The organism is Methylacidimicrobium tartarophylax, from assembly GCF_902143375.2.
Taxonomy (GTDB): domain Bacteria; phylum Verrucomicrobiota; class Verrucomicrobiia; order Methylacidiphilales; family Methylacidiphilaceae; genus Methylacidimicrobium; species Methylacidimicrobium tartarophylax.
Genome location: NZ_CABFVA020000121.1, coordinates 1 through 17,238, shown reverse-complemented (window position 1 = coordinate 17,238; position 17,238 = coordinate 1). Strand labels below are relative to the sequence as shown.

Below are 17,238 nucleotides of genomic sequence, written 5' to 3'. Positions count from 1 at the left end.
CATGTAGGCAGAACGAAAAACTCTTAACGTTCTGCTGCAGTCACTTGCGATACCACACAGCGGAAGTTCGGTTAACCGTCCCTCGTTCGAGAAACCTGACCACGTCCTTCCGGAGGAAGCGCGTCACGCGCAGCGTCGGCCGGCAAGGCTTGAGCATCTCTTTCGCCGTCCAGTAGGTGATCGTCCGGATCGAGACGCCGAGGAGGTTTGCGAGCGTCTGCCTGGTCATCACGGCCGGGAACTCCTCGATTTCCCATCGAGATGTTTTTTTGCAAATCGTCGTCTTGATGGAGTTGTTCTGCGCGGATCGCGGCGAGGCCGAGAACGGTGGGCAACTTCGGAGCCGACGAAGCAATCTATGGAGCTGACCAGAGTAAAAATGGCCATGTAATTCAGTGGTAAACCCACGTAAGGCCACTAAAACCCAGATAAACCCACTTAGGTTTGCTCGATGCTGCTTTTCGGTGCGCGAACCTGCTTCCGGTGGGTTCCAGGGAAGAGGGTGGATTCCAGGGAAACTCTGCTGATTTCCAGGGGTACCGGCGGAGGGACTCGAACCCACACCCCGTTGCCGAGACCAGATTTTGAGTCTGGCGCGTCTGCCATTCCGCCACGCCGGCCTGTTTCGCGCGGGCGGCTTCTCGAAAGAAGACCAGCCGCGACCAAAGGCTAGGAATCAAGAAAAGCGCTTTCCCTTGCGTCCGTCAAGAAAGGAGGGGAGGAAGCAAAAGGGACGATCGATCAGCGTGACTGGTTTTCTCCCAAGAGGCGACCATAGGCAACGAGCCTGGCCGGCACATAGATGAAGCCTCGATGGTATCCGCCCATCGAGCGAACCGGGTCGAAGAGGCGCACATCCGGGCCGCTTCCTCGGGGGTTGTAAAAGCCGCGATTGGGCTCCGAACCGACCATGAGCCACCGGCCGCGGGGCGTTCTTTCCAGGAAGATCATCACGTGAGTGATCGGAGGGTTGCGCTTCGGCCGATAGGTATTTTCCCAAAAGAGAAGGTCACCGGGGCGGAGATGAGTCCGAAGGTAGAGGGGATCCGGTCGGCCGTGGGAATCGGACGGAATCGACCAGAGAAGCCCCTTTTCCTGCAAGCGGCAGAACTGGTCGGAGGCGGTCCGCCCGAGATCTTCCCCCATCAAGCGGAGAAAGAGGTAGCGGACCGTGTTGGAGCAGTCCATCACCCAAGGGCGGGAGCTTCCTTCCGGGAGCCATCGGGCGCCGTATCCGATGCGGCGAGCCGCCAGGCGGCGAATCTCCTGAAGGATAAGATGCTTCGTCGCAGACGCTTTGCTTCCCTCGGCGGCTGCGGCATGCGCGGGCGGCGGAGGAGCCGGGTGTGCCTTGGCGGCAGGCAGAGCGAGGACCAGAAGAAGGAGGAAACGCAGTGGGCAGCGCCGCATTCGCGTCGGGACCTACCCGAGGGACCCGCGCGGGAAAAGAAAAATCGCGCCCACATCGCCTCCGGGATGGGGTTTGACAACGATTGGACCGGAGGTCATACGAAGGGAAAGCCGTTTTGCGGAAGCGCGTCTCCCGTACCGGAAATCGCGAAGATCGGGGCCCTCGCGTGAGGGGACCGAAACGAAGCATTTCCGGACGGCTCTGTAGGAGGAGAATGAAAACGAAAGTTCTGTCGCGGTTTGTGGTCTGTAGCGCCCTGCTGGGCCTCGGTTGCGGAATCTCGGGACGTCTGCTCGCTCAAGGAATCCCCTCCGCCTCCGGGCTGGAGCAGCAGGCCAGTGGGCAGGTAAACAAGGAAGAAAAGAAGGCAGAGAACGACGCCCAGAAAGAGGAAAAGAAGGTAGAGAACGAAGGGAAGCAGGAAGAGAAGAAAACGGAAAAGGGCCTCAAGAAGGACGAGAAAAAGGCTAAGAAGAATCTCCACCACAAAGGTAAGAAGGAGAAGAACTCCTGGAAGAAAGCGGAAAAAGACCTGGGCCTGTAAGCCGATTTTTTTTAGAAACGAAAGCGAGTGACCCGAGGGGGATCTTCCCCATCCGGGAGGATTTGCCTCGAGGTCAACTCCACCAGCGGAAGAGGGTGAAGAGCAGGCCCGAGAGCAGGATCGAGGCGGGCAGCGTGAGAACCCAGGCCGCGGCCAAGTTTCGGACGGTTGTCCACTGAAGACCGGCGCCGTTGGCGGTCATCGTGCCGGCCACTCCCGAGGAGAGCACGTGCGTCGTGCTGACGGGGAGGCCGAACAAGTCGGCGAAGCCGATCGTCGTCATCGCGGTGATCTCGGCCGCCGCCCCCTGTGCGTAGGTCAGATGCTGCTTTCCGATCTTTTCCCCGACCGTCACGACGATCCGTTTCCAGCCGACCATCGTACCCAAGCCGAGAGCCAGGGCGACGGCGACCTTGACCCACAAGGGGATGAACTGGATCGCGCGATCCATCTGGTGGCGGTAGGTGGTCAGGGCTTCCCGGTCGCTTCTGCTCATGGCGATCTGGGGTGACCGGGTGAGCGTACGCAGCGACTGATTCAAGACGAAGAGCTTATTCCGGATGTTGGCAACCTGGACGGCCGGGACCTCCGCAAACGATTTGCAGGAGCGGAGCTGAATGGCGACTTCCTCGAGGAGCTGACGGATTGCCGGAACGGTATCCGGCTGAAGCCTTCGGCTCTGGACAAAGGCTGTCGCCCGCGCGCTGGGGTCGCCTTCGGAAATCGCCCCGGGAGGGGCGTAGCGATCCAGGACGAGGACGCAGGCGTTGGTCTCGGCAAGCATCTCACGGGTCTCCCGTTCCGGGATCGCATGGTTGAGGGCGTAGACAGTCGGCACGACTCCGATCAGGATGAGCATGATCAGCCCCATCCCCTTTTGGCCGTCGTTGGATCCATGGGCGAAGCTCACCCCCGTGCAGGTCAAGAGGAGCAGAGAGCGAATCCAGAGTGGGGGGGGCGATTCACCGGCCGGGGGGCGATAGAGCCGGGGATCGTGGACAAGAGCCTTGCTCACCAGGAAAAGAAGGCAGGCGAGGACGAAGCCGATCAGCGGCGAGAAGAGGAGCGCTTTCCCCACGTTGATCGCCTGGGACCAGTCGATCCCGGAAAAGTCCCCTTGACCCGAGACAAGCCGGCTGGCTAACCCGACGCCGATCACCGAGCCGATCAGCGTATGCGAGCTCGAAGCGGGGAGCCCCAGGTACCAGGTTCCGAGATTCCAAAGGGTCGCCGAGAACAAGAGGGCAAAGATCATGGCGAATCCCGTCTGGCTGCTGACATGGAGGACGAGATCGGGCGGCAGCAGCGCGATGATGTTGAAAGCGACCATACCGGAAGAGGCGAGCACTCCGAGGAAATTCCAAAAACCCGACCAGAGGACGGCGGCGCCGGGATGGAGGGTGCGCGTGTAGATGACCGTCGCCACGGCATTGGCCGTGTCGTGAAAGCCGTTCACAAACTCGAAGGACAAGGCGGTCAAGAGGGCTACCGCCAACAAAAGGAAGGGCAGAAGGGCGAGGGGATGGGTGCCGGCGAGATCGCGGAAGAAGTGGACCGCCGTATAGGCGCCTCCGGTCAGGACGACGAGAACGAGTGGTACGAAAGCTCGCTTTCCTCCTCCGAAGCTGGGCCGAACCGTCGGTTTAGGAAGGGGATCTTGTTGCGTCGAAATCTGAGTCATCCCTCCCCAGAGTGCAGAGCCTTTATGCAGACTACCAAGAAGCCTCGTTTGGTCAAGGCTGCGCCGCCGACCCTGCGCTAACAGTAGCGCAAAGAGAGCGCGAGGCGTAAGAAATTCGGCAACACCGGAGGGAAGCTCTCCCCCGGAGCTTGGCGGCAGAAGGAACAGGGCTTCTCATTCGGCTTGCGATCTCCCCAAGAGTAGTGCATGGGCAGGGAGAGAAAGCCTGCATATGAGAGCCGTCATTCTGGAACGCCCCGGTGGTTTGGATCATCTCAAGTTGGTGAACCGAGAAGATCCCGGAACGCCCGGGCCGGGGGAGATCCGCGTCCGGCTCCGTGCCAGCTCTCTCAACTTTCACGACTATCTGCTGGCCACGGGCAAGCTGCCTACGGAAGAGGGGCGGATCCCGATGGCGGATGGAGCGGGCTTGGTCGAGGGGATCGGGGAAGGAGTATCCGAGGTTTCCGTGGGCGATTCGGTCGTCTCCTGTTTCTTCCCCTATTGGCAGGAAGGCGGGCCGACCGAAGGCGACTTCGGCCAAGTGCCCGGAGACGGCATCGACGGCTACGCTCGGGAAGTAGTGGTCGCGCCGGCTTCCTGGTTTACCCGCATCCCTGTCGGCTGGAGTTTTGCAGAGGCAGCCACCCTGACGACGGCGGGGCTTACCGCTTGGCGCTCCTTGGTGGCCGAAGGCAAGCTCAAGGCCGGCGACACGGTGCTCGTTCTGGGTACCGGCGGGGTTTCGATCTTCGCCCTTCAGATCGCCAAAGCAATGGGCGCGCGCGTGATCGCCACCTCGTCCTCGGATGTCAAGATTGAGAGGCTTCGCGCCTTGGGAGCCGATTACATGATCCATTATCCCCAGGAGCCCCACTGGTCCCGGCAGGTCTTGCGTTGGACCGAGGGGCAAGGCGTGGATCATGTTGTCGAAGTGGGAGGACCGGGGACACTGGAGCAGTCGATTCGGGCCTGCCGGATCGGCGGCCAGATCTCCCTGATCGGCGTTCTGACCGGAATCCGCGGAGAGGTGGGGACCGCTTTGCTGATGCAGCGGCAGATCCGCCTCCAAGGGCTCGTCGTCGGAAGCCGCCGGCATCAGATCGAGCTGGTGCGCGCGATGGAGGCGACCGGCCTCCGTCCCTGGATCGATCGCTCCTTTCCGCTGGCCGAGATCGCCGATGCCTTCCGCTATCAGGAGTCCGGGAAGCATGTCGGCAAGATCTGCCTCGAGTTTTAATCTGCCCTCAGGAGAAGGGCCTGTGAGACATGGCGGCGAATGAATCTCCCGCTCCGCTCCGAACTCGATCCGATCCTGGAGAGGACGGTCACCGCGAGCCCCGGTGTTCCCGGAGTCGTCGCGATGGTTACCGACCGTCGGGGCAACCTCTACGAAGGGGCGGCGGGCAAGCGCCGGCTGGATCGCGAGGCGGAGATGACGGCGGATACCGTCTTTGCTCTCTATTCGACCACGAAGGCCTACACCGCGACGGCCGCCTTGCAACTGGTCGAGGAGGGCCTGCTCGACCTCGATGCTCCCGCCAAGCAGTATGCCCCCGAGATCGGGAACTTACCGCTGATCGAAGGATTTGACCCACGTGGGGAGCCGATCCTTCGCCCACCGAAACGCGAGATCACCACGAGGATGCTGCTCACGCACACGGCCGGATTTGGTTACGAGTTTTTTCACCCGACTTATTTCCGGCTTCATCGGACCCGAGGCCAGCCCTCGAGCTCCAGCGGATGCAAGGCGAGCCTGCTGACCCCGCTCCTCTTCGAACCCGGAGAGAGATGGGAGTACGGGACGGGGATGGACTGGTGCGGTCAGGTCATCGAGGGCGTCGTCGGCCGCCGTCTGGGCGAGGTTTTCGCCGAGCGGCTTTTTGCGCCACTCGGGATCGAGAGCACCGCCTTCGAGCTGACCGGGCCGATGCGGGCGCGGCTGGCGGTCCTTCACCAGCGACAGCCCGACGGATCCCTCCGAGCGACCGATTTCGAACTACCCGCCAACCCAGAGGTCCATATGGGCGGCCACGGCCTCTACGGGACCGTGGGCGACTTCATGAAGCTCATTCGCCTATGGCTCAATGAGGGAATGGGGGAACGCCGCCGGCTGCTGCGGCCGGAGACGATCCGGATGGCGGCAGAGAACCAGCTCGGCGCAAGGAAGGTCGGCACCTTTCCGGGAGTGGCTTCCCGCCATCCGCGCCTGGCGGAATTCCTCCCGGGGCCGTCGAAATCCTGGGGCTTGAGCTTTCTGATCCACGAGCAAGATTTATCAACCGGCCGCCCGGCGGGCTCGCTCAGTTGGGCCGGACTGGCCAATACCTTCTTCTGGATCGATCGCAAGAACGGGCTCGGCGGCTACTGGGCCACGCAACTGCTCCCCTTCGGCGATCCGATCTCGTTCGGGGGTTATGTCGACTTTGAAAGCGCCGTATACGCGGCTTGCCATCGCCGGAGAGGGGGAGACTCCCGGTGAAGGCAGGGGCATCCTCTTTCGGTCCGCCGGCCCCACTCCGGTTCGGGGAGGTGGAGATCGAGCTTCTACGCAAAAAGATCAAGAACATGCACCTGAGGGTCTATCCGCCGGATGGAAGGGTCCGCCTTTCGGTCCCGTACCGGATGCCGATCGAGGCTGCTTGCGCCTTCGCCGCTTCGCATCTCGACTGGATCCGCACGAAGCGGCAAAGCCTGCTGGGCCGGGAGCGGCTTCCCCCCTTCTCGTATTGCGACGGCGAGAGCCATTTCGTGTGGGGAACCCGGTACCCGCTCCGGGTCGTCGAGGGAACGGGCGCCAGAGCAGTGGAGCTGCTCCCGAACGAAATCTTGCTCCGGGTGCTCCCGGGAACGACCAGAGAACAAAAGGGTGATCTCTTGGCTCTCTGGTATCGCGGCCTGGTCCGACGAGCCGCCTCCATTCTGATCGCAGAGTGGGAACCGCGTCTGGGGGTCCAGGTCAACGGATTGTTCGTTCAAAGGATGAAGACGCGCTGGGGCAGCTGCAATATCCGCCATCGCCACATCCGGCTGAATAGCGAGCTCGCCAAGAAGCCGTCCGACTGCTTCGAGTATGTGGTGGTGCATGAGTTGGCGCATCTTCTCGTCCGCCTTCACGACCATCGGTTTCGGGCGCTGCTCGATCGCTTTCTGCCCGACTGGAGAACGAGGCAACGCCGGCTCAACGACTTTCCACGAGACCCAGCGATTTAGCGGGGGAACTCTCTCTTCTCGCCGCGCCTCGCGTACGAACTTTGCGAGACAGGCGGTCTAGGGTAAATCGAAGAGAAGCAGTTCCGCAGGGGCGATGCCTTCGATCGAGATCCTCCCTTCCTCGACCAGCGCCGCGCCGTCGCCCTCGTCGAGCCGATGCCCGTTGGCTCGTGCGGCCCCTCGCGCCACCTGAAGCCAGACATGCCGCGCCGGCCCGATCTCCGCTTCCCAGGAAGAGCCCATGTCGAGCAGGCCGGCATAGATCCGCGCGTCCTGATGGATCGTGATCGAGCCATCCGCGCCGTCGGGCGAAACGATCAGCCGCAGCCGTCCCTGGCGTTCCGCTTCCGGGAAGTTCCGCTGCTCATAGCCGGGCTCGAGCCCCCGGCGCGCAGGAAGAAGCCAGATTTGAAGGAGATGCAGGGCTTCCTCCGGCGAGGGATTGAACTCGCTATGGGTGACCCCGCGACCGGAGGTCATGCGCTGGGCCTCTCCGGGCCGGATGATCGAGCCGTTGCCAAGGCTGTCGCGATGTTCCAGGGCTCCCGACAGGACCCAGGTGACGATCTCCATGTCGCGATGGGGATGGGTAGGGAAGCCCGCTCCGGCGGCGATCCGGTCGTCATTGAGGACCCGCAGAACCGAAAAGCCCATCGCCGCCGGGTCGTAGTACTGGTCGAAGGAGAACGTATGCCGGCTCTCGAGCCAATCGAGTTCGGTTCTCCCCCGTTCTTCGCTCCTTCTTACCGTAAACATGGTTTCTCCCAACGGCCTGTTCGGCTTTAGCGTTGGAGACGCTTGGCGATCTCCGCCACGTGGCGGCCCTGGAAGCGAGCGATCTCCTTCTCATTGTCCGAAGGCTGCCGGGAGCCGTCCACGCCCGTCAGCGTGGAGGCGCCGTAAGGCGTTCCCCCGGTGATCTCCGCCATGGTGGTTAGGCCCGGGGCCGTGTAGGGCACCCCGACGATTACCATTCCGTGGTGGAGCAGGGTGATGTGGAAGCTCGTGATCGTGGTTTCCTGTCCGCCGTGCTGGCTTGCCGTGCTCGTGAAGACGCTTCCCACCTTTCCGACCAGCGCTCCCTTGGCCCAGAGGCCGCCGGTCTGGTCGAGAAAATTACGCATCTGCGCCGCCATGTTGCCGAAGCGGGTAGGCGTCCCGAAGAGGATCGCGTCCGCCTCGGCCAATTCTTCCACCCGGGCGAGCGGGACATGGGCGAAAGCCTCCCGGGCCGCCTTGGCCCCGCTTTTTTCTAGAACTTCCTCGGGCACGAGCTCCGCGACCTGCCGGAAGGTGATCTCCACTTCGGGAATCTCGCGGGCTCCCGCGGCGATCGCTTCGGCGAGGGTATAGACATGCCCATACATGCTGTAAAAGACGACCAGTACTTTAGTTGCCATAGCGGATGTTCCTTTTTTCGGGTTATGGATTCTGGAGAGTCGATACGGGCTCGCCTAGGGCGCTTCCTTGCTCCGCCTTGCCCCGCCCGAGCTTGCGGCAGAGCCGCCCCAGCTCCCTCTGCTCCTCAGGGTTCAGGACGTCCAAGGCGGCGGTGATCCTGGCCGCATGACTTGGAAAGACCCCGCGGATGAAGCGGAGCCCTTCGGGAGTCAGCGCAACGATCACGGAGCGGCGATCTTTGAGATTCCTTGCACGCTGCACCAGGCCGCGTCGCTCCAGGTTATCGACGACGACCGTGATATTGCCGCCGCTCCGCAAGAGCTTGCGGCAGAGCTCCCGCTCGTTCATCGGCCCGAGGTGGAGGAGCGCCTCGAGCACCCCGAGCTGCCCGGTCGTCAACCCCTCGCGGGCGAGCGGAACGCGCAACTCGGCGGCAAGCGTCTCCGAGGCGCGAGTCAGCTTGATGTAGCAGTTGAGCGCCCGGACCTCGGCTTGGGAGCCTTTGTATCGCGTCGGCATAACACTTGAAATTCAAATGATTTCAATTCAAAATATAGGAGTGGACATTCCTGTCAAGGGGAAGTGTTCCAGGTTGCCCGCAATTCCCATCTCAAAGGCCGGGAGATGGGGAGAAGGGCCGGCTAAGCGATCGGCGGCCGAGCGCCTTTTCAGCCTCCGGCTTCCAGGGAGGCAAGTTTTTCTTTGTGGAGTGTTTTGCGAAGCGTCCGTTCCCAGTAAGCCGCCGACGAAGGTTCTCCCCTCACAGTTGCGGCACGCCGAGCTCCTCCATCCAACGGTGGTATTCCACCAGCGGCAGATCGCAGGGCCCCAGGTAACGAATTCTTCCCGCGGAAATCGGGGGGAGAAGCCAAGGACGCTGGCTTTCGACGACTTTCCGGTCCTCTTCGAGGATCGCGTCCTGGACTCGATCATGGACGGGGTCGGATTCCGTTTTCTTGTCGTAAGTTCGGGCGATTCGCCAAAAGACTCGGCAGCGATCATGCCTCACGGGGGATACCGCCTGGAAAACGGCAAACGCAGCTTCCTTTCGCTGCTTGCGGATGTGCACGCTGCTCGTCCCCGCCTCGATCACGTAGGAGACCGGTAAAGGGTCCTTCTCCGCCGTCGCGCTTCCCAGGCCAACGGAAGGAGCCTCTGCACGCTGCCAAACCGTAAACCGGGACACCACCGTAGACGCCGTCCGAGAGACCTTGTGATCCGGAGTTTCGGGATGAGTTGCACTCCCGATGGTCCCTGGATGAACCCAGCAAAAATGGGTATCGTCGAGCTGGCTGAGGATGACGCGGGGAGCGCTGGCGCGCCACGTCGACCCCTCCTTCCACGGTCCAAGGTGGAACTGGGGATCCGAGAGCTCCGGGAAGTCCGGAATCGGAGATCGGGCCGGTGGCGCCAGGCATGCCCAGATCAATCCATGAGCCTCCGTCGAGGGGAAGGTTTCCGCTCGAGTGGCTGCCGGGATGGAGAGACCCTTGCGGGCGGGAATGTCGACGCACCGACCCATGCCATCGAAGCTCCATCCATGGTAGGGACAACGGAGATGCCGGCCCTTCACGACGCTTCCCAGCGAGAGTGCCGCTCCCAAATGGGGGCAGAGATCGGAGAAGACGGCAATTCGGCCATCGAGGCAGACGATCGCCAATCGCTTTCCCAAAAGCTCGATCGGCATCGGTTCTCTGCCAAGGGCGGCAACGGGACAGAGCGGATGCCAAAACGGCGCCATCGCTCGGAGGTAGGCTTCCAGCAGCGCAGGGGAGGGAGGCGGATTTTCGAAGGAGGAGGCCGTCATGGCGAGTCCGGAGTAAGGAGGTTTTCTTCCTGCGACGGCGGGAGCGTCCCACGGGCGACTGCGGCATCCACCACCTTGTCCAGAAACTCGCCTTGGCTCGCGGCGCCGTCAAGGGATGCTCCCCTGCCGTATCGCGGGCGCTTTCGCGGATCGGCTCCTGCTGCGAGGAGTGAGGCGCCAGGCGCAGGCGCTCCTAATACCAGACCTTGTTTGGCGAGTTCGACCAGAGGGCGAATGCTTCGCGGCACTCCGGAGAGTCGATTGCAACAAGACGCAATCGCCGTTCTTGCGGTGGCAACTGAAATTCCCGGTAGAGAAGCGCATCGCGGAAGCCGGCCTGGGCCGTTTCTTCGGTAGAAGAACCGAAGAAGACTTCGTCGAGCCGCGCCCAGTAGATTGCTCCCAGGCACATCGGACATGGGTAAGAGCTCGTGTAGAGAACGCAGCCTCCCAAATCGAAGGTTCCCAGGAGAAGCGCTGCCGCTCGGATGGCTTCGATCTCCGCGTGGGCGGTTGGGTCGAGTTGGGCAGTGACTCGATTGACTCCCCGGGCAATCACCTTCCGCTCTCGGGCGATCACCGCACCGAAGGGGCCTCCCTTACCTTGGCGAACATTCTCTTGGGCCAAGAGCGCCGCTTCTTGGAGGGCGTTCGCATGGAAGTCGATGTCTTCGGGTCTCACGGAGCTCGCCTCGGCTGGTGTACGTCCCGTGGCTGGTCCTCGCCGCCATTTCTCGCAAGCTTTCTCCTGCGGCTTGCGAAAGGGACCGGTCTGTTTCCTTGGGACTTGGTTTTTTGGCCCTCTTCGCAGTTTAACATACAGGCTAAGAGACCGGAGAAGGTCCGGTCTGCGGCATCCCGTTGGCGGAACCGGGCGCGGGAGGGGGCGGCTTTCGAAGGGCCGGATCGACCGGGCTCATGATGCCGATCGGGTTGCCGTCCGGATCCTCGAGGATCGCGTAGCGGGCTCCCCAGAAGCCATCTTCCGGCTCCTTCTGCGCCCGATAGCCTGCGCGGGTCATCGAAGCAAAGAGATCGTCGACGGACCTTCGGGATGGGACGCCGAAGAAGAGGACGTTTCCCCCGCCGGGGCCGTGCCGCCCGCGGGGATTCCACTGGCGCGCGCTGGCGATGGTGTCGATCTCGAGTCGTAGTCCGCCCGGCAGGAGGGCCGTCGCATGGTGAGGTGCCCAATCGGGCGAGGACGCCGGCTGAACATCGAGTCCTAGCCGTCGATAGAAGGCGATCGAGGCATCCATGTCCCGGACGATTAGATTAACCTGGTTGAGCAGCGGGCGTCCTGTCGGGTCCATCCAGCCTCCGCTTGGGTCACGTGCCTATGGGGAGAAGCGGCACGTGAGCCGCCCGGACCTGCGCTGCGTCGGCCGAGCCCGCAATGAGGTCGCCTAGGACCAGATGGAGGGCCGAGCGGCTTTCTTGGGGGACGGTGGTCTGACCTTTGCGGGTCACTTTGGCGATGGAGGTCATTCGTTCCCACCGTAAGGACGCATTACAAACAGATCCTACTTGCGGACGGCGCGAAAGCGCAAGTAAGGCAGATTTCTAGCCATGGGAAAGCGCAAGAAGCTTAAGGGAAACGACTATCCCTCATCACAGCGGTTAGGGCTCACAAGAGGCGATGAGCGCTGGAGACTCCTGCGGGGTCTGAGAGCACGACACGATCGGAAATGCGGGCGTCAGGAACCGGGAAGAGCATCGCCGCCGCAGTCAGCAGGCGGAGCAGGCCGATCGAAAGGATCCACTTGCGGGACGCCGAAATTACGAAAGAAATCGAACTCGCTCGTCGTGCGCGGAGCGCGGGAGAGCCGCGTACAGAGGGAAGGGGCCAGGCAGAGTGAGCCTGAGTGTACCGTGGCATCCGCAGTTGCTACTTTCCAAGGGAGAAGAGTAAGTTCAGTGGTATGCGCGCGACCGTATATGTGTACCCGGACGGGCTGCCTGGCGAGTTGGTCGAGGAGAAGGACAGGGTGGCTCGCCAGATTGGGAACAATTCTTATGGCCCCAGAAACAATGTTATGCGCATTTCCGGAGTTCCGCTCCATGCGCGCCTGGAGACGCCATTTCATGCTGGCTGGTTGGTGCAGGAATGGATGCGCCAACCGGACCGCACGGAGGGCCGAATGCGCTTTGGCAGCGGGCTTCCTGGGGCAATCGTCACTAAGTGGGTCGGCGAATGAACGATAACCCACGGGATCTGCAGGGATTGCGAGAGGTCGAATGCGCCATTGTCCTTGTAGCTAGTGCCGGCTTGAGTCCAGGAATCATCAACGGAGATTTTCTCAAGAAGCAGCAGGTGATCCCGAACGAGTGGGAGATTGCCCTGCCATCGCCCATGAGTGCGCCGACCGCCTCATCCGTTTCTTTCCGTAGCGGAGTGTCGATCCTGGCGTTGCCCGATCGACTTCAAGTTTCCGACCGTCTCCCTGCGGGCGATCCGGCGCACAGCGCTGTAGCACAAATTGCCAAAGGCCTTGTGGGGGTTTTCCCGCATGCGCGATATAGTGCAGTGGGAATCAATTTCCGCACGTTTGTGGAACTATCGGACGGGGTTGGCTTCCTAAGGCGCCGGTTCATCAAGGAAGGTGCGTGGCTTGAGGAAAAGAAGCAGCTTTGTGGAGCCGGGGTGCGTTTCTGCTATTCGCTTGACGGGGCTAGAATGAATCTTCAACTCGATGACGGCGAGCTTACGAAAGAGGGAGGAGAGAAGGTCAATGGAATCGCGATCTCTTGTAACTTCCATTCCAACATCAAGGCCTATCCCGCCAGGGATCGAGTCGACGAGATTATCGGCCAGTTTGAAACGAGCTGGAAGTTTTACCTGGACACTCGAGCCGAGCTGCTCCCGACGGAGCGGGGTTGAGTCGGATACTTTTTCTTGGGAATGCGTGGAGAAGTTGCTTGTGGAGCAGCACGCTTCGGCCACTCCGGAGCCGTGCTTTGATTCCAGCGACTCGCTTACGGTCGAGGTGCGTCCAAAAGCCGTTCGGGAAGCTATCTCGATCTTGAGGAATCGCCAAGAAACAATCACTCACGCATGGACTTTGGCGCATCGACTCGACGGGCTGGAGGAGATCGCGGAAGAAGAAGCACCGGACCAGACGCCGATCGATATCGATTCCCTGCTTGGCTTTCTCCTCTTCCTTGAGGAAACCGCCAAACGCCATCTCAACTGCCCGGAGATCGTTTTAACGCCGACGGGACAAATCCGGGCAGAATGGGGTGATGTTTCGAGCCGGTTTTTTGCCGTTCGATTTATTGGACTGGAGGATGCGCAGTTCGTCCTTATCGCGCCCGATCCCGCAAATCCACGCAAGACGGTGCGAGCGTCTACGAGTTGCGCTCTCGAGTCGGTGATGCGATTGGCGGAGCCGTATCGAGTGAACGAGTGGATTCAGGATCCAGATGGAAGATGATTCGATTCCTGATCGGGACCACGTTGCGCGATACTGTCGCGGAGGCTCCATTAGAATCGATGGGAAGGTTAGCGGAGTCGCATTCCAACTCAGGCCGGGGGAGGAGTATCTGTCCGTCGACTGGCTTGAATTCCTTAACCAGGAGAGCAGAGAGAGCCAGATCGCGCGCCTGCGTCCTATTCTTGAGCGAAGACTTAAGGTCGGAGCCAAAGCGCAGATCGCCGTTCTCAACGTGGGGGAGGCAAAAAGAGCGGTTCGGAGCGAATGTCCCGATGGAAGAGAGGTCGATTTCCGCCATAAGCCTTTGAAGGATGCCCCGTCGCACAGCGGGATCTTTGGCTGTGCCCATGGGGAAGACCTAATCAGCGACCTGCTCGCTCGCATAATCTCTCAAACGTTCCCCGCGAAGGCGGTGTCGGGCGTTCAGGGGTGATTATCCCCGGCGCAGCAGCACCAAGATGGCCGCAGGCGAGAAGAAGGCACAGCTAGCCCGCGAGTTCGACATCAGCCGCGAAAGCCTCTGCCAATATCCGAGAACAGACGGCTGAGCATGCCCCGACGCTCCATTCCATCCGCCGCCGAGCAAGCAAGCCTATGGCGCGTCCGTTTGAATGCCTTGTCTCTCATTCCAGTGGCTTCCTTCTCAGCTTAGCCACTGGTCGGATGTTTAGGGAGCAGTTCAGTTTGACATGTCTTCAACCGCGAGAAAATCCGCACGGCGGGACGGCTTTGGAAAGGAATGTCCTCGTCCGATCAGAGCGGGGGCAGCAGGGGGTCGAGGTCAACGTGGACCCTGACCGTGTGGCGTCCGCCTCCCACGATGACGCCCCGCAAAGGAGAGACGTCGTGGAAGTCGCGCCCCCAGGCGAGGGTGACATGCTCGTCCCGGACCAGTAGGCGGTTGGTCGGGTCGAAGTCGATCCAGCCCGCCTCCGGTCCGGCCCACGCGGAAATCCACGCGTGGGACTGGTCCGCCCCTCGGAGCTTCTCCTGCCCCGGCGGCGGCTGGGTGCGCAGGTAGCCGGAGACGTAGCGCGCCGGAAGCCTGACCGCGCGGAAGCAGGCAACCATGAGGTGGGCGTAATCCTGGCAGACGCCCCGGCGGCCGGCGAACGCCTGGGAGGCGGTGGTGGAGCTGCCGGTCGCACCGGGCTCGTAGGTCATGTCGGCGTGGAGGCGCCCGCCCAGGTCGAGCAGCGCTTCCAGGATCGGTCGGCCCGCCGGAAAGCTGGCGGCGGCATAGGCCGCGATCTCCCCGTCCGGTGCGGCCAGCGCGCTGGGCAAGCAGAACTCGACCAGATCGACATCGTCGATGCTGCGGGCGGCGATCTCCTCCCAGGCCGGGGTGGCGGTCGGAAGGGCCGACTGGCCGACTTCGACCGTGGCACTCATCGCCACCCGGAATTCCCGGTGCGCTCCGGTAATCGAGACCGTGGTGGTCAAATTCCCGAAATGGTCGACCTCGTCCCGGCGGCTGTCGGGAATCGGGGAGATGTCGAGCCGGGCTGCAAGGACGGTCTGGCCGGGGCGTTCGCGCGGCAGGAGGTGGAGGAAATGGGTGCCTAGGACGACCGCCGCCCCGGTATAGTCGTAGACCGTGGTGTGGTGGAGCCGGTAGAGGGTCATGGCGCGGGGTTGCGGACTTCGTTTTCCTCAAGGGAGTGCGCTTCGGGGAGCAGGGCGACGAAGCGTCGGTGCATCCGGTCGGAAAGGAGGCGGAGCTTGGCGGCAGCCTCCTGGAGGGGCTTGCCTAGATTCGAGGCGACGCCAACCAGGTTGGTGACCTCGTGCTGCAGCCGATGGGCGGTCTCCGCGTCATCGTCGGCACCCAGCCGCTCGAGACAGGCGCGCAGCGCTGCACATTGGAAGGCGAGCGATCGCGGGTTGAAGAGATCGGACAGGACCATCGAGAGCACGGGGCCGGGGGAGAGGATGCCCGCATGGCGCAGATCGTAGCTTAGGACGGAATCGGCCAGCTCGATGCTCAGCGCCATGCCCGGCTCGAGCCGATCGGGCGGCGCGTCGAGCAGGATGGCGAGGCTCTCCGCCATCGACTCGCCACGCTCGAGCCGACGGCCCATTTCCAGAAAGAGCCAGCCGCCGTCGCGGGACATGTTCTCCGCCGCGATGCCCGCAAAGGTGGCGGCAAAGCTGAGCAGCATGGGGAGTGCCGTCTCCTCGTTGGGGAGGCTGTCGGCCGCCTGGCGAAGGGCGAAGCGGACGGTCGCCAGCATCGAGGGCGAAAGCCGCTCAGAGGAGGCGTTGACGAGCCCGCCTACCTTCTTCACCAGCCCGCCGATCAGCCGGCCGCGCGCGATGGTCTCCCGCAGCAGCCGGCCTGAGGCGGTGCCGCCGGCGATGTCAGTGGAGACGAGCCTGGCCCGGGCGAGGCAATGGATGAGGAGGGTGCGCTCGGCGATGTCGCGTGGTAGCGAGGTGCCCGATTCGAGGCGCGGCAGGGCGAGCATCAGCAGGCGGCAGGCGGCCTCCAACCGCTCGACCGAACGGCCGAGCCAGAAGAGGTTGTCGGCCAGCCGCGAGGGGAGGTGAGCGGCGGCGAGGAAGGGACCGAGGTCAGGAGGTTCCACCGGGGGAGGTCCGACGGTGTGGGAATCCTCCTCCGATTCGAGCACCCAGATATCCTTGAAACCGAGTGACGGAGCCTCCGGCCGGGAAGCCTCGAGCGGCACGCCGAGCCCGCCGGGCAATATCCGCCACTGCTCGCCGTCATTCCAAGCGAAGAGCCGAAAGCCGATCGGGGCCGAGGCGATGAGCTGGCCGTCCGCGAAGGGCGCCCGGGAAGCCAGCGCACGATCCTCCTCGGTGGCGCGCAAGAGCAGCGGGCTCTCGCCCAGCAAGGGCTCGCAGAGCCGGTCGAGGAAGGGAAGGAGCTCCGCCGCCTCTACCAGGGACGTCCCGGGGGCATTCCAGATGGTAAGGACCCCGGCGCGCAGGGCGCCGAAGGCACCCGGAACACCCAGTGCCGGCCGGCCGCCCTGCTCAAGCGGATCGAGGTCGATCCCGGAGATCCCGCGGATCAAGGTCGCGATCGGGAGCAGCCCGCTGAGCGTCTTCATGTGCAGGGAGCCCTTGCGCGTGGCGAGGTCGTTCGGTTCGATCCGCAGCAGGCCGAGGGAGCGGGCGAGCAGGGCCTCGTCGATCGCTCCCGGGCTCGGGCAGGAAGCGGTGCTGGCGGAAAGCACGGCCACGAGCCTTCCCCCCGCTCCCCGGTAGAGATGATCGAGCAGCATCTCGCGGGCCGGGCGCAACGAGCGCAAGCCGCCAGCGGGAAAGAGCTCCGGAAGGGTGGCCGCAGTCAAGCGGCGAAGGCTGAGCGCATGGCCGAGACCGGAAATCGCTCCCGCATGATCCCGGAGCAGCCGGAAGGGACCGTCGGGGGTGCGGACCAGGTCGGCGGCGTAGAGCGCGAGACGGGGGGCCGCCAAAGGGGCTGAAGTGTGGAGGCCGCGCAAAAAATGGCTCTGGCCGAGCACGAGCGCGGGGGGGATCCGGCCCAGGCGGAGCAGGCTCTGGGGCCCGTAGAGATCTTCCAGCACCAGGCCGAGCAGTCGGGCTCGCTGTCGGATCGCCACCTCGAGCTCCGAAAACTCGCCGGCGGTCAGCAAAACCGGCAGCGGATCGTAGATGGAGCGCGGTGGATCGCCGAAAGGTCCCGCCAGGTCGGTCAGTCGGTTGAGCGCGGTGGCGCGGCGGGCGAACTCCTCCGGCCCCAACTGGCGGACGGCC

20 protein-coding genes, 1 tRNA gene and 1 pseudogene are annotated in these 17,238 nt (G+C 63.0%); 8 read left to right on the top strand and 14 right to left on the bottom strand.

Going from position 1 to position 17,238, the window contains the following annotated elements; translation table 11 throughout:
- Positions 1–40: 40 nt before the first annotated feature.
- The 3 genes from MAMT_RS10695 to MAMT_RS10685 all read right to left on the bottom strand — a co-directional run bounded on the left by MAMT_RS10695 (position 41) and on the right by MAMT_RS10685 (position 1,410).
- Positions 41–229, bottom strand: coding sequence for a helix-turn-helix domain-containing protein (locus tag MAMT_RS10695; protein ID WP_150003876.1), 189 nt, complete (start codon positions 227–229; stop codon positions 41–43).
- A 308-nt stretch (positions 230–537) separates the two neighbouring features.
- Positions 538–620, bottom strand: a tRNA-Leu gene (locus MAMT_RS10690).
- Positions 621–741: 121 nt separating this feature from the next.
- On the bottom strand, positions 742–1,410 hold the full coding sequence (locus MAMT_RS10685) for an NlpC/P60 family protein (protein ID WP_142661013.1): 669 nt from the start codon (positions 1,408–1,410) through the stop codon (positions 742–744).
- 215 nt (positions 1,411–1,625) lie between these two features.
- Here MAMT_RS10685 and MAMT_RS10680 point away from each other — a divergent pair, with 215 nt between their 5' ends.
- Positions 1,626–1,955: a hypothetical protein gene (locus MAMT_RS10680; protein WP_142661012.1), complete on the top strand. Its 330-nt coding sequence runs from the start codon at positions 1,626–1,628 to the stop codon at positions 1,953–1,955.
- 73 nt (positions 1,956–2,028) lie between these two features.
- Here MAMT_RS10680 and MAMT_RS10675 read toward each other — a convergent pair whose 3' ends face one another.
- Positions 2,029–3,636 (bottom strand): inorganic phosphate transporter, encoded by a 1,608-nt coding sequence (locus MAMT_RS10675; protein ID WP_142661011.1) that lies wholly within the window; start codon positions 3,634–3,636, stop codon positions 2,029–2,031.
- Positions 3,637–3,868: 232 nt separating this feature from the next.
- Here MAMT_RS10675 and MAMT_RS10670 point away from each other — a divergent pair, with 232 nt between their 5' ends.
- The 3 genes from MAMT_RS10670 to MAMT_RS10660 are packed head-to-tail and all read left to right on the top strand — an operon-like array spanning position 3,869 to position 6,849.
- Positions 3,869–4,876, top strand: a complete 1,008-nt coding sequence (locus MAMT_RS10670) for a zinc-dependent alcohol dehydrogenase family protein (protein WP_142661010.1) — start codon at positions 3,869–3,871, stop codon at positions 4,874–4,876.
- A gap of 39 nt (positions 4,877–4,915) precedes the next feature.
- Positions 4,916–6,118, top strand: coding sequence for a methyl acetate hydrolase AcmB (gene acmB, locus MAMT_RS10665; RefSeq protein WP_142661009.1), 1,203 nt, complete (start codon positions 4,916–4,918; stop codon positions 6,116–6,118).
- Positions 6,115–6,849 carry a M48 family metallopeptidase gene (locus MAMT_RS10660; RefSeq protein WP_246186659.1) on the top strand — a complete coding sequence of 245 codons (735 nt, stop codon included), beginning with the start codon at positions 6,115–6,117 and terminating at the stop codon, positions 6,847–6,849. The genes acmB and MAMT_RS10660 overlap by 4 nt, the downstream gene beginning before the upstream one ends.
- Before the next feature lie 57 nt (positions 6,850–6,906).
- Here the strand turns inward: MAMT_RS10660 and MAMT_RS10655 are convergent, their stop codons facing one another.
- The 8 genes from MAMT_RS10655 to MAMT_RS10625 all read right to left on the bottom strand — a co-directional run bounded on the left by MAMT_RS10655 (position 6,907) and on the right by MAMT_RS10625 (position 11,936).
- Positions 6,907–7,605, bottom strand: a complete 699-nt coding sequence (locus MAMT_RS10655) for a pirin family protein (RefSeq protein ID WP_142661008.1) — start codon at positions 7,603–7,605, stop codon at positions 6,907–6,909.
- Positions 7,606–7,631: 26 nt separating this feature from the next.
- Entirely contained in the window at positions 7,632–8,249 is a 618-nt protein-coding gene (gene wrbA / locus MAMT_RS10650) for an NAD(P)H:quinone oxidoreductase (protein WP_142661007.1), read from the bottom strand.
- 22 nt (positions 8,250–8,271) lie between these two features.
- The gene (locus MAMT_RS10645) at positions 8,272–8,769 is read right to left on the bottom strand and encodes a MarR family winged helix-turn-helix transcriptional regulator (protein WP_142661006.1); all 498 of its coding nucleotides are present in this window, start codon (positions 8,767–8,769) and stop codon (positions 8,272–8,274) included.
- A gap of 241 nt (positions 8,770–9,010) precedes the next feature.
- Positions 9,011–10,057 (bottom strand): Rieske 2Fe-2S domain-containing protein, encoded by a 1,047-nt coding sequence (locus MAMT_RS10640; RefSeq protein WP_142661005.1) that lies wholly within the window; start codon positions 10,055–10,057, stop codon positions 9,011–9,013.
- Between the two features lie 193 nt (positions 10,058–10,250).
- A complete protein-coding gene (locus MAMT_RS10635; RefSeq protein ID WP_246186658.1) occupies positions 10,251–10,739 on the bottom strand; it encodes a nucleoside deaminase in 489 nt (162 codons plus the stop codon).
- A gap of 142 nt (positions 10,740–10,881) precedes the next feature.
- Entirely contained in the window at positions 10,882–11,370 is a 489-nt protein-coding gene (locus MAMT_RS10630) for a VOC family protein (protein ID WP_142661004.1), read from the bottom strand.
- A gap of 16 nt (positions 11,371–11,386) precedes the next feature.
- On the bottom strand, positions 11,387–11,545 hold the full coding sequence (locus MAMT_RS11485) for an AbrB/MazE/SpoVT family DNA-binding domain-containing protein (RefSeq protein ID WP_178087084.1): 159 nt from the start codon (positions 11,543–11,545) through the stop codon (positions 11,387–11,389).
- 139 nt (positions 11,546–11,684) lie between these two features.
- Complete coding sequence (locus tag MAMT_RS10625) at positions 11,685–11,936, bottom strand: hypothetical protein (protein WP_142661003.1); 252 nt, start codon at positions 11,934–11,936, stop codon at positions 11,685–11,687.
- A 315-nt stretch (positions 11,937–12,251) separates the two neighbouring features.
- Here MAMT_RS10625 and MAMT_RS10620 point away from each other — a divergent pair, with 315 nt between their 5' ends.
- The 4 genes and pseudogenes from MAMT_RS10620 to MAMT_RS10605 all read left to right on the top strand — a co-directional run.
- Entirely contained in the window at positions 12,252–12,938 is a 687-nt protein-coding gene (locus MAMT_RS10620) for a hypothetical protein (RefSeq protein ID WP_142661002.1), read from the top strand.
- Positions 12,939–12,963: 25 nt separating this feature from the next.
- Positions 12,964–13,491, top strand: a complete 528-nt coding sequence (locus MAMT_RS10615; protein WP_142661001.1) for a hypothetical protein — start codon at positions 12,964–12,966, stop codon at positions 13,489–13,491.
- Positions 13,481–13,924, top strand: coding sequence for a hypothetical protein (locus tag MAMT_RS10610; protein ID WP_142661000.1), 444 nt, complete (start codon positions 13,481–13,483; stop codon positions 13,922–13,924). Before MAMT_RS10615 ends, MAMT_RS10610 begins: the two co-directional genes overlap by 11 nt.
- Positions 13,925–13,952: 28 nt before the next feature.
- Positions 13,953–14,039 (top strand): annotated as a pseudogene (locus MAMT_RS10605) (recombinase family protein); the annotation flags it as partial.
- A gap of 205 nt (positions 14,040–14,244) precedes the next feature.
- On the opposite strand, the gene MAMT_RS10600 reads toward MAMT_RS10605, so the two are convergent.
- Together MAMT_RS10600 and MAMT_RS10595 are read right to left on the bottom strand one after the other, a co-directional pair.
- A complete protein-coding gene (locus MAMT_RS10600; RefSeq protein ID WP_142660999.1) occupies positions 14,245–15,117 on the bottom strand; it encodes a transglutaminase family protein in 873 nt (290 codons plus the stop codon).
- Positions 15,114–17,238 (bottom strand): circularly permuted type 2 ATP-grasp protein (locus MAMT_RS10595; protein WP_142660998.1); only part of this gene is annotated, 2,125 nt, incomplete at its 5' end. The genes MAMT_RS10600 and MAMT_RS10595, both read right to left, overlap by 4 nt.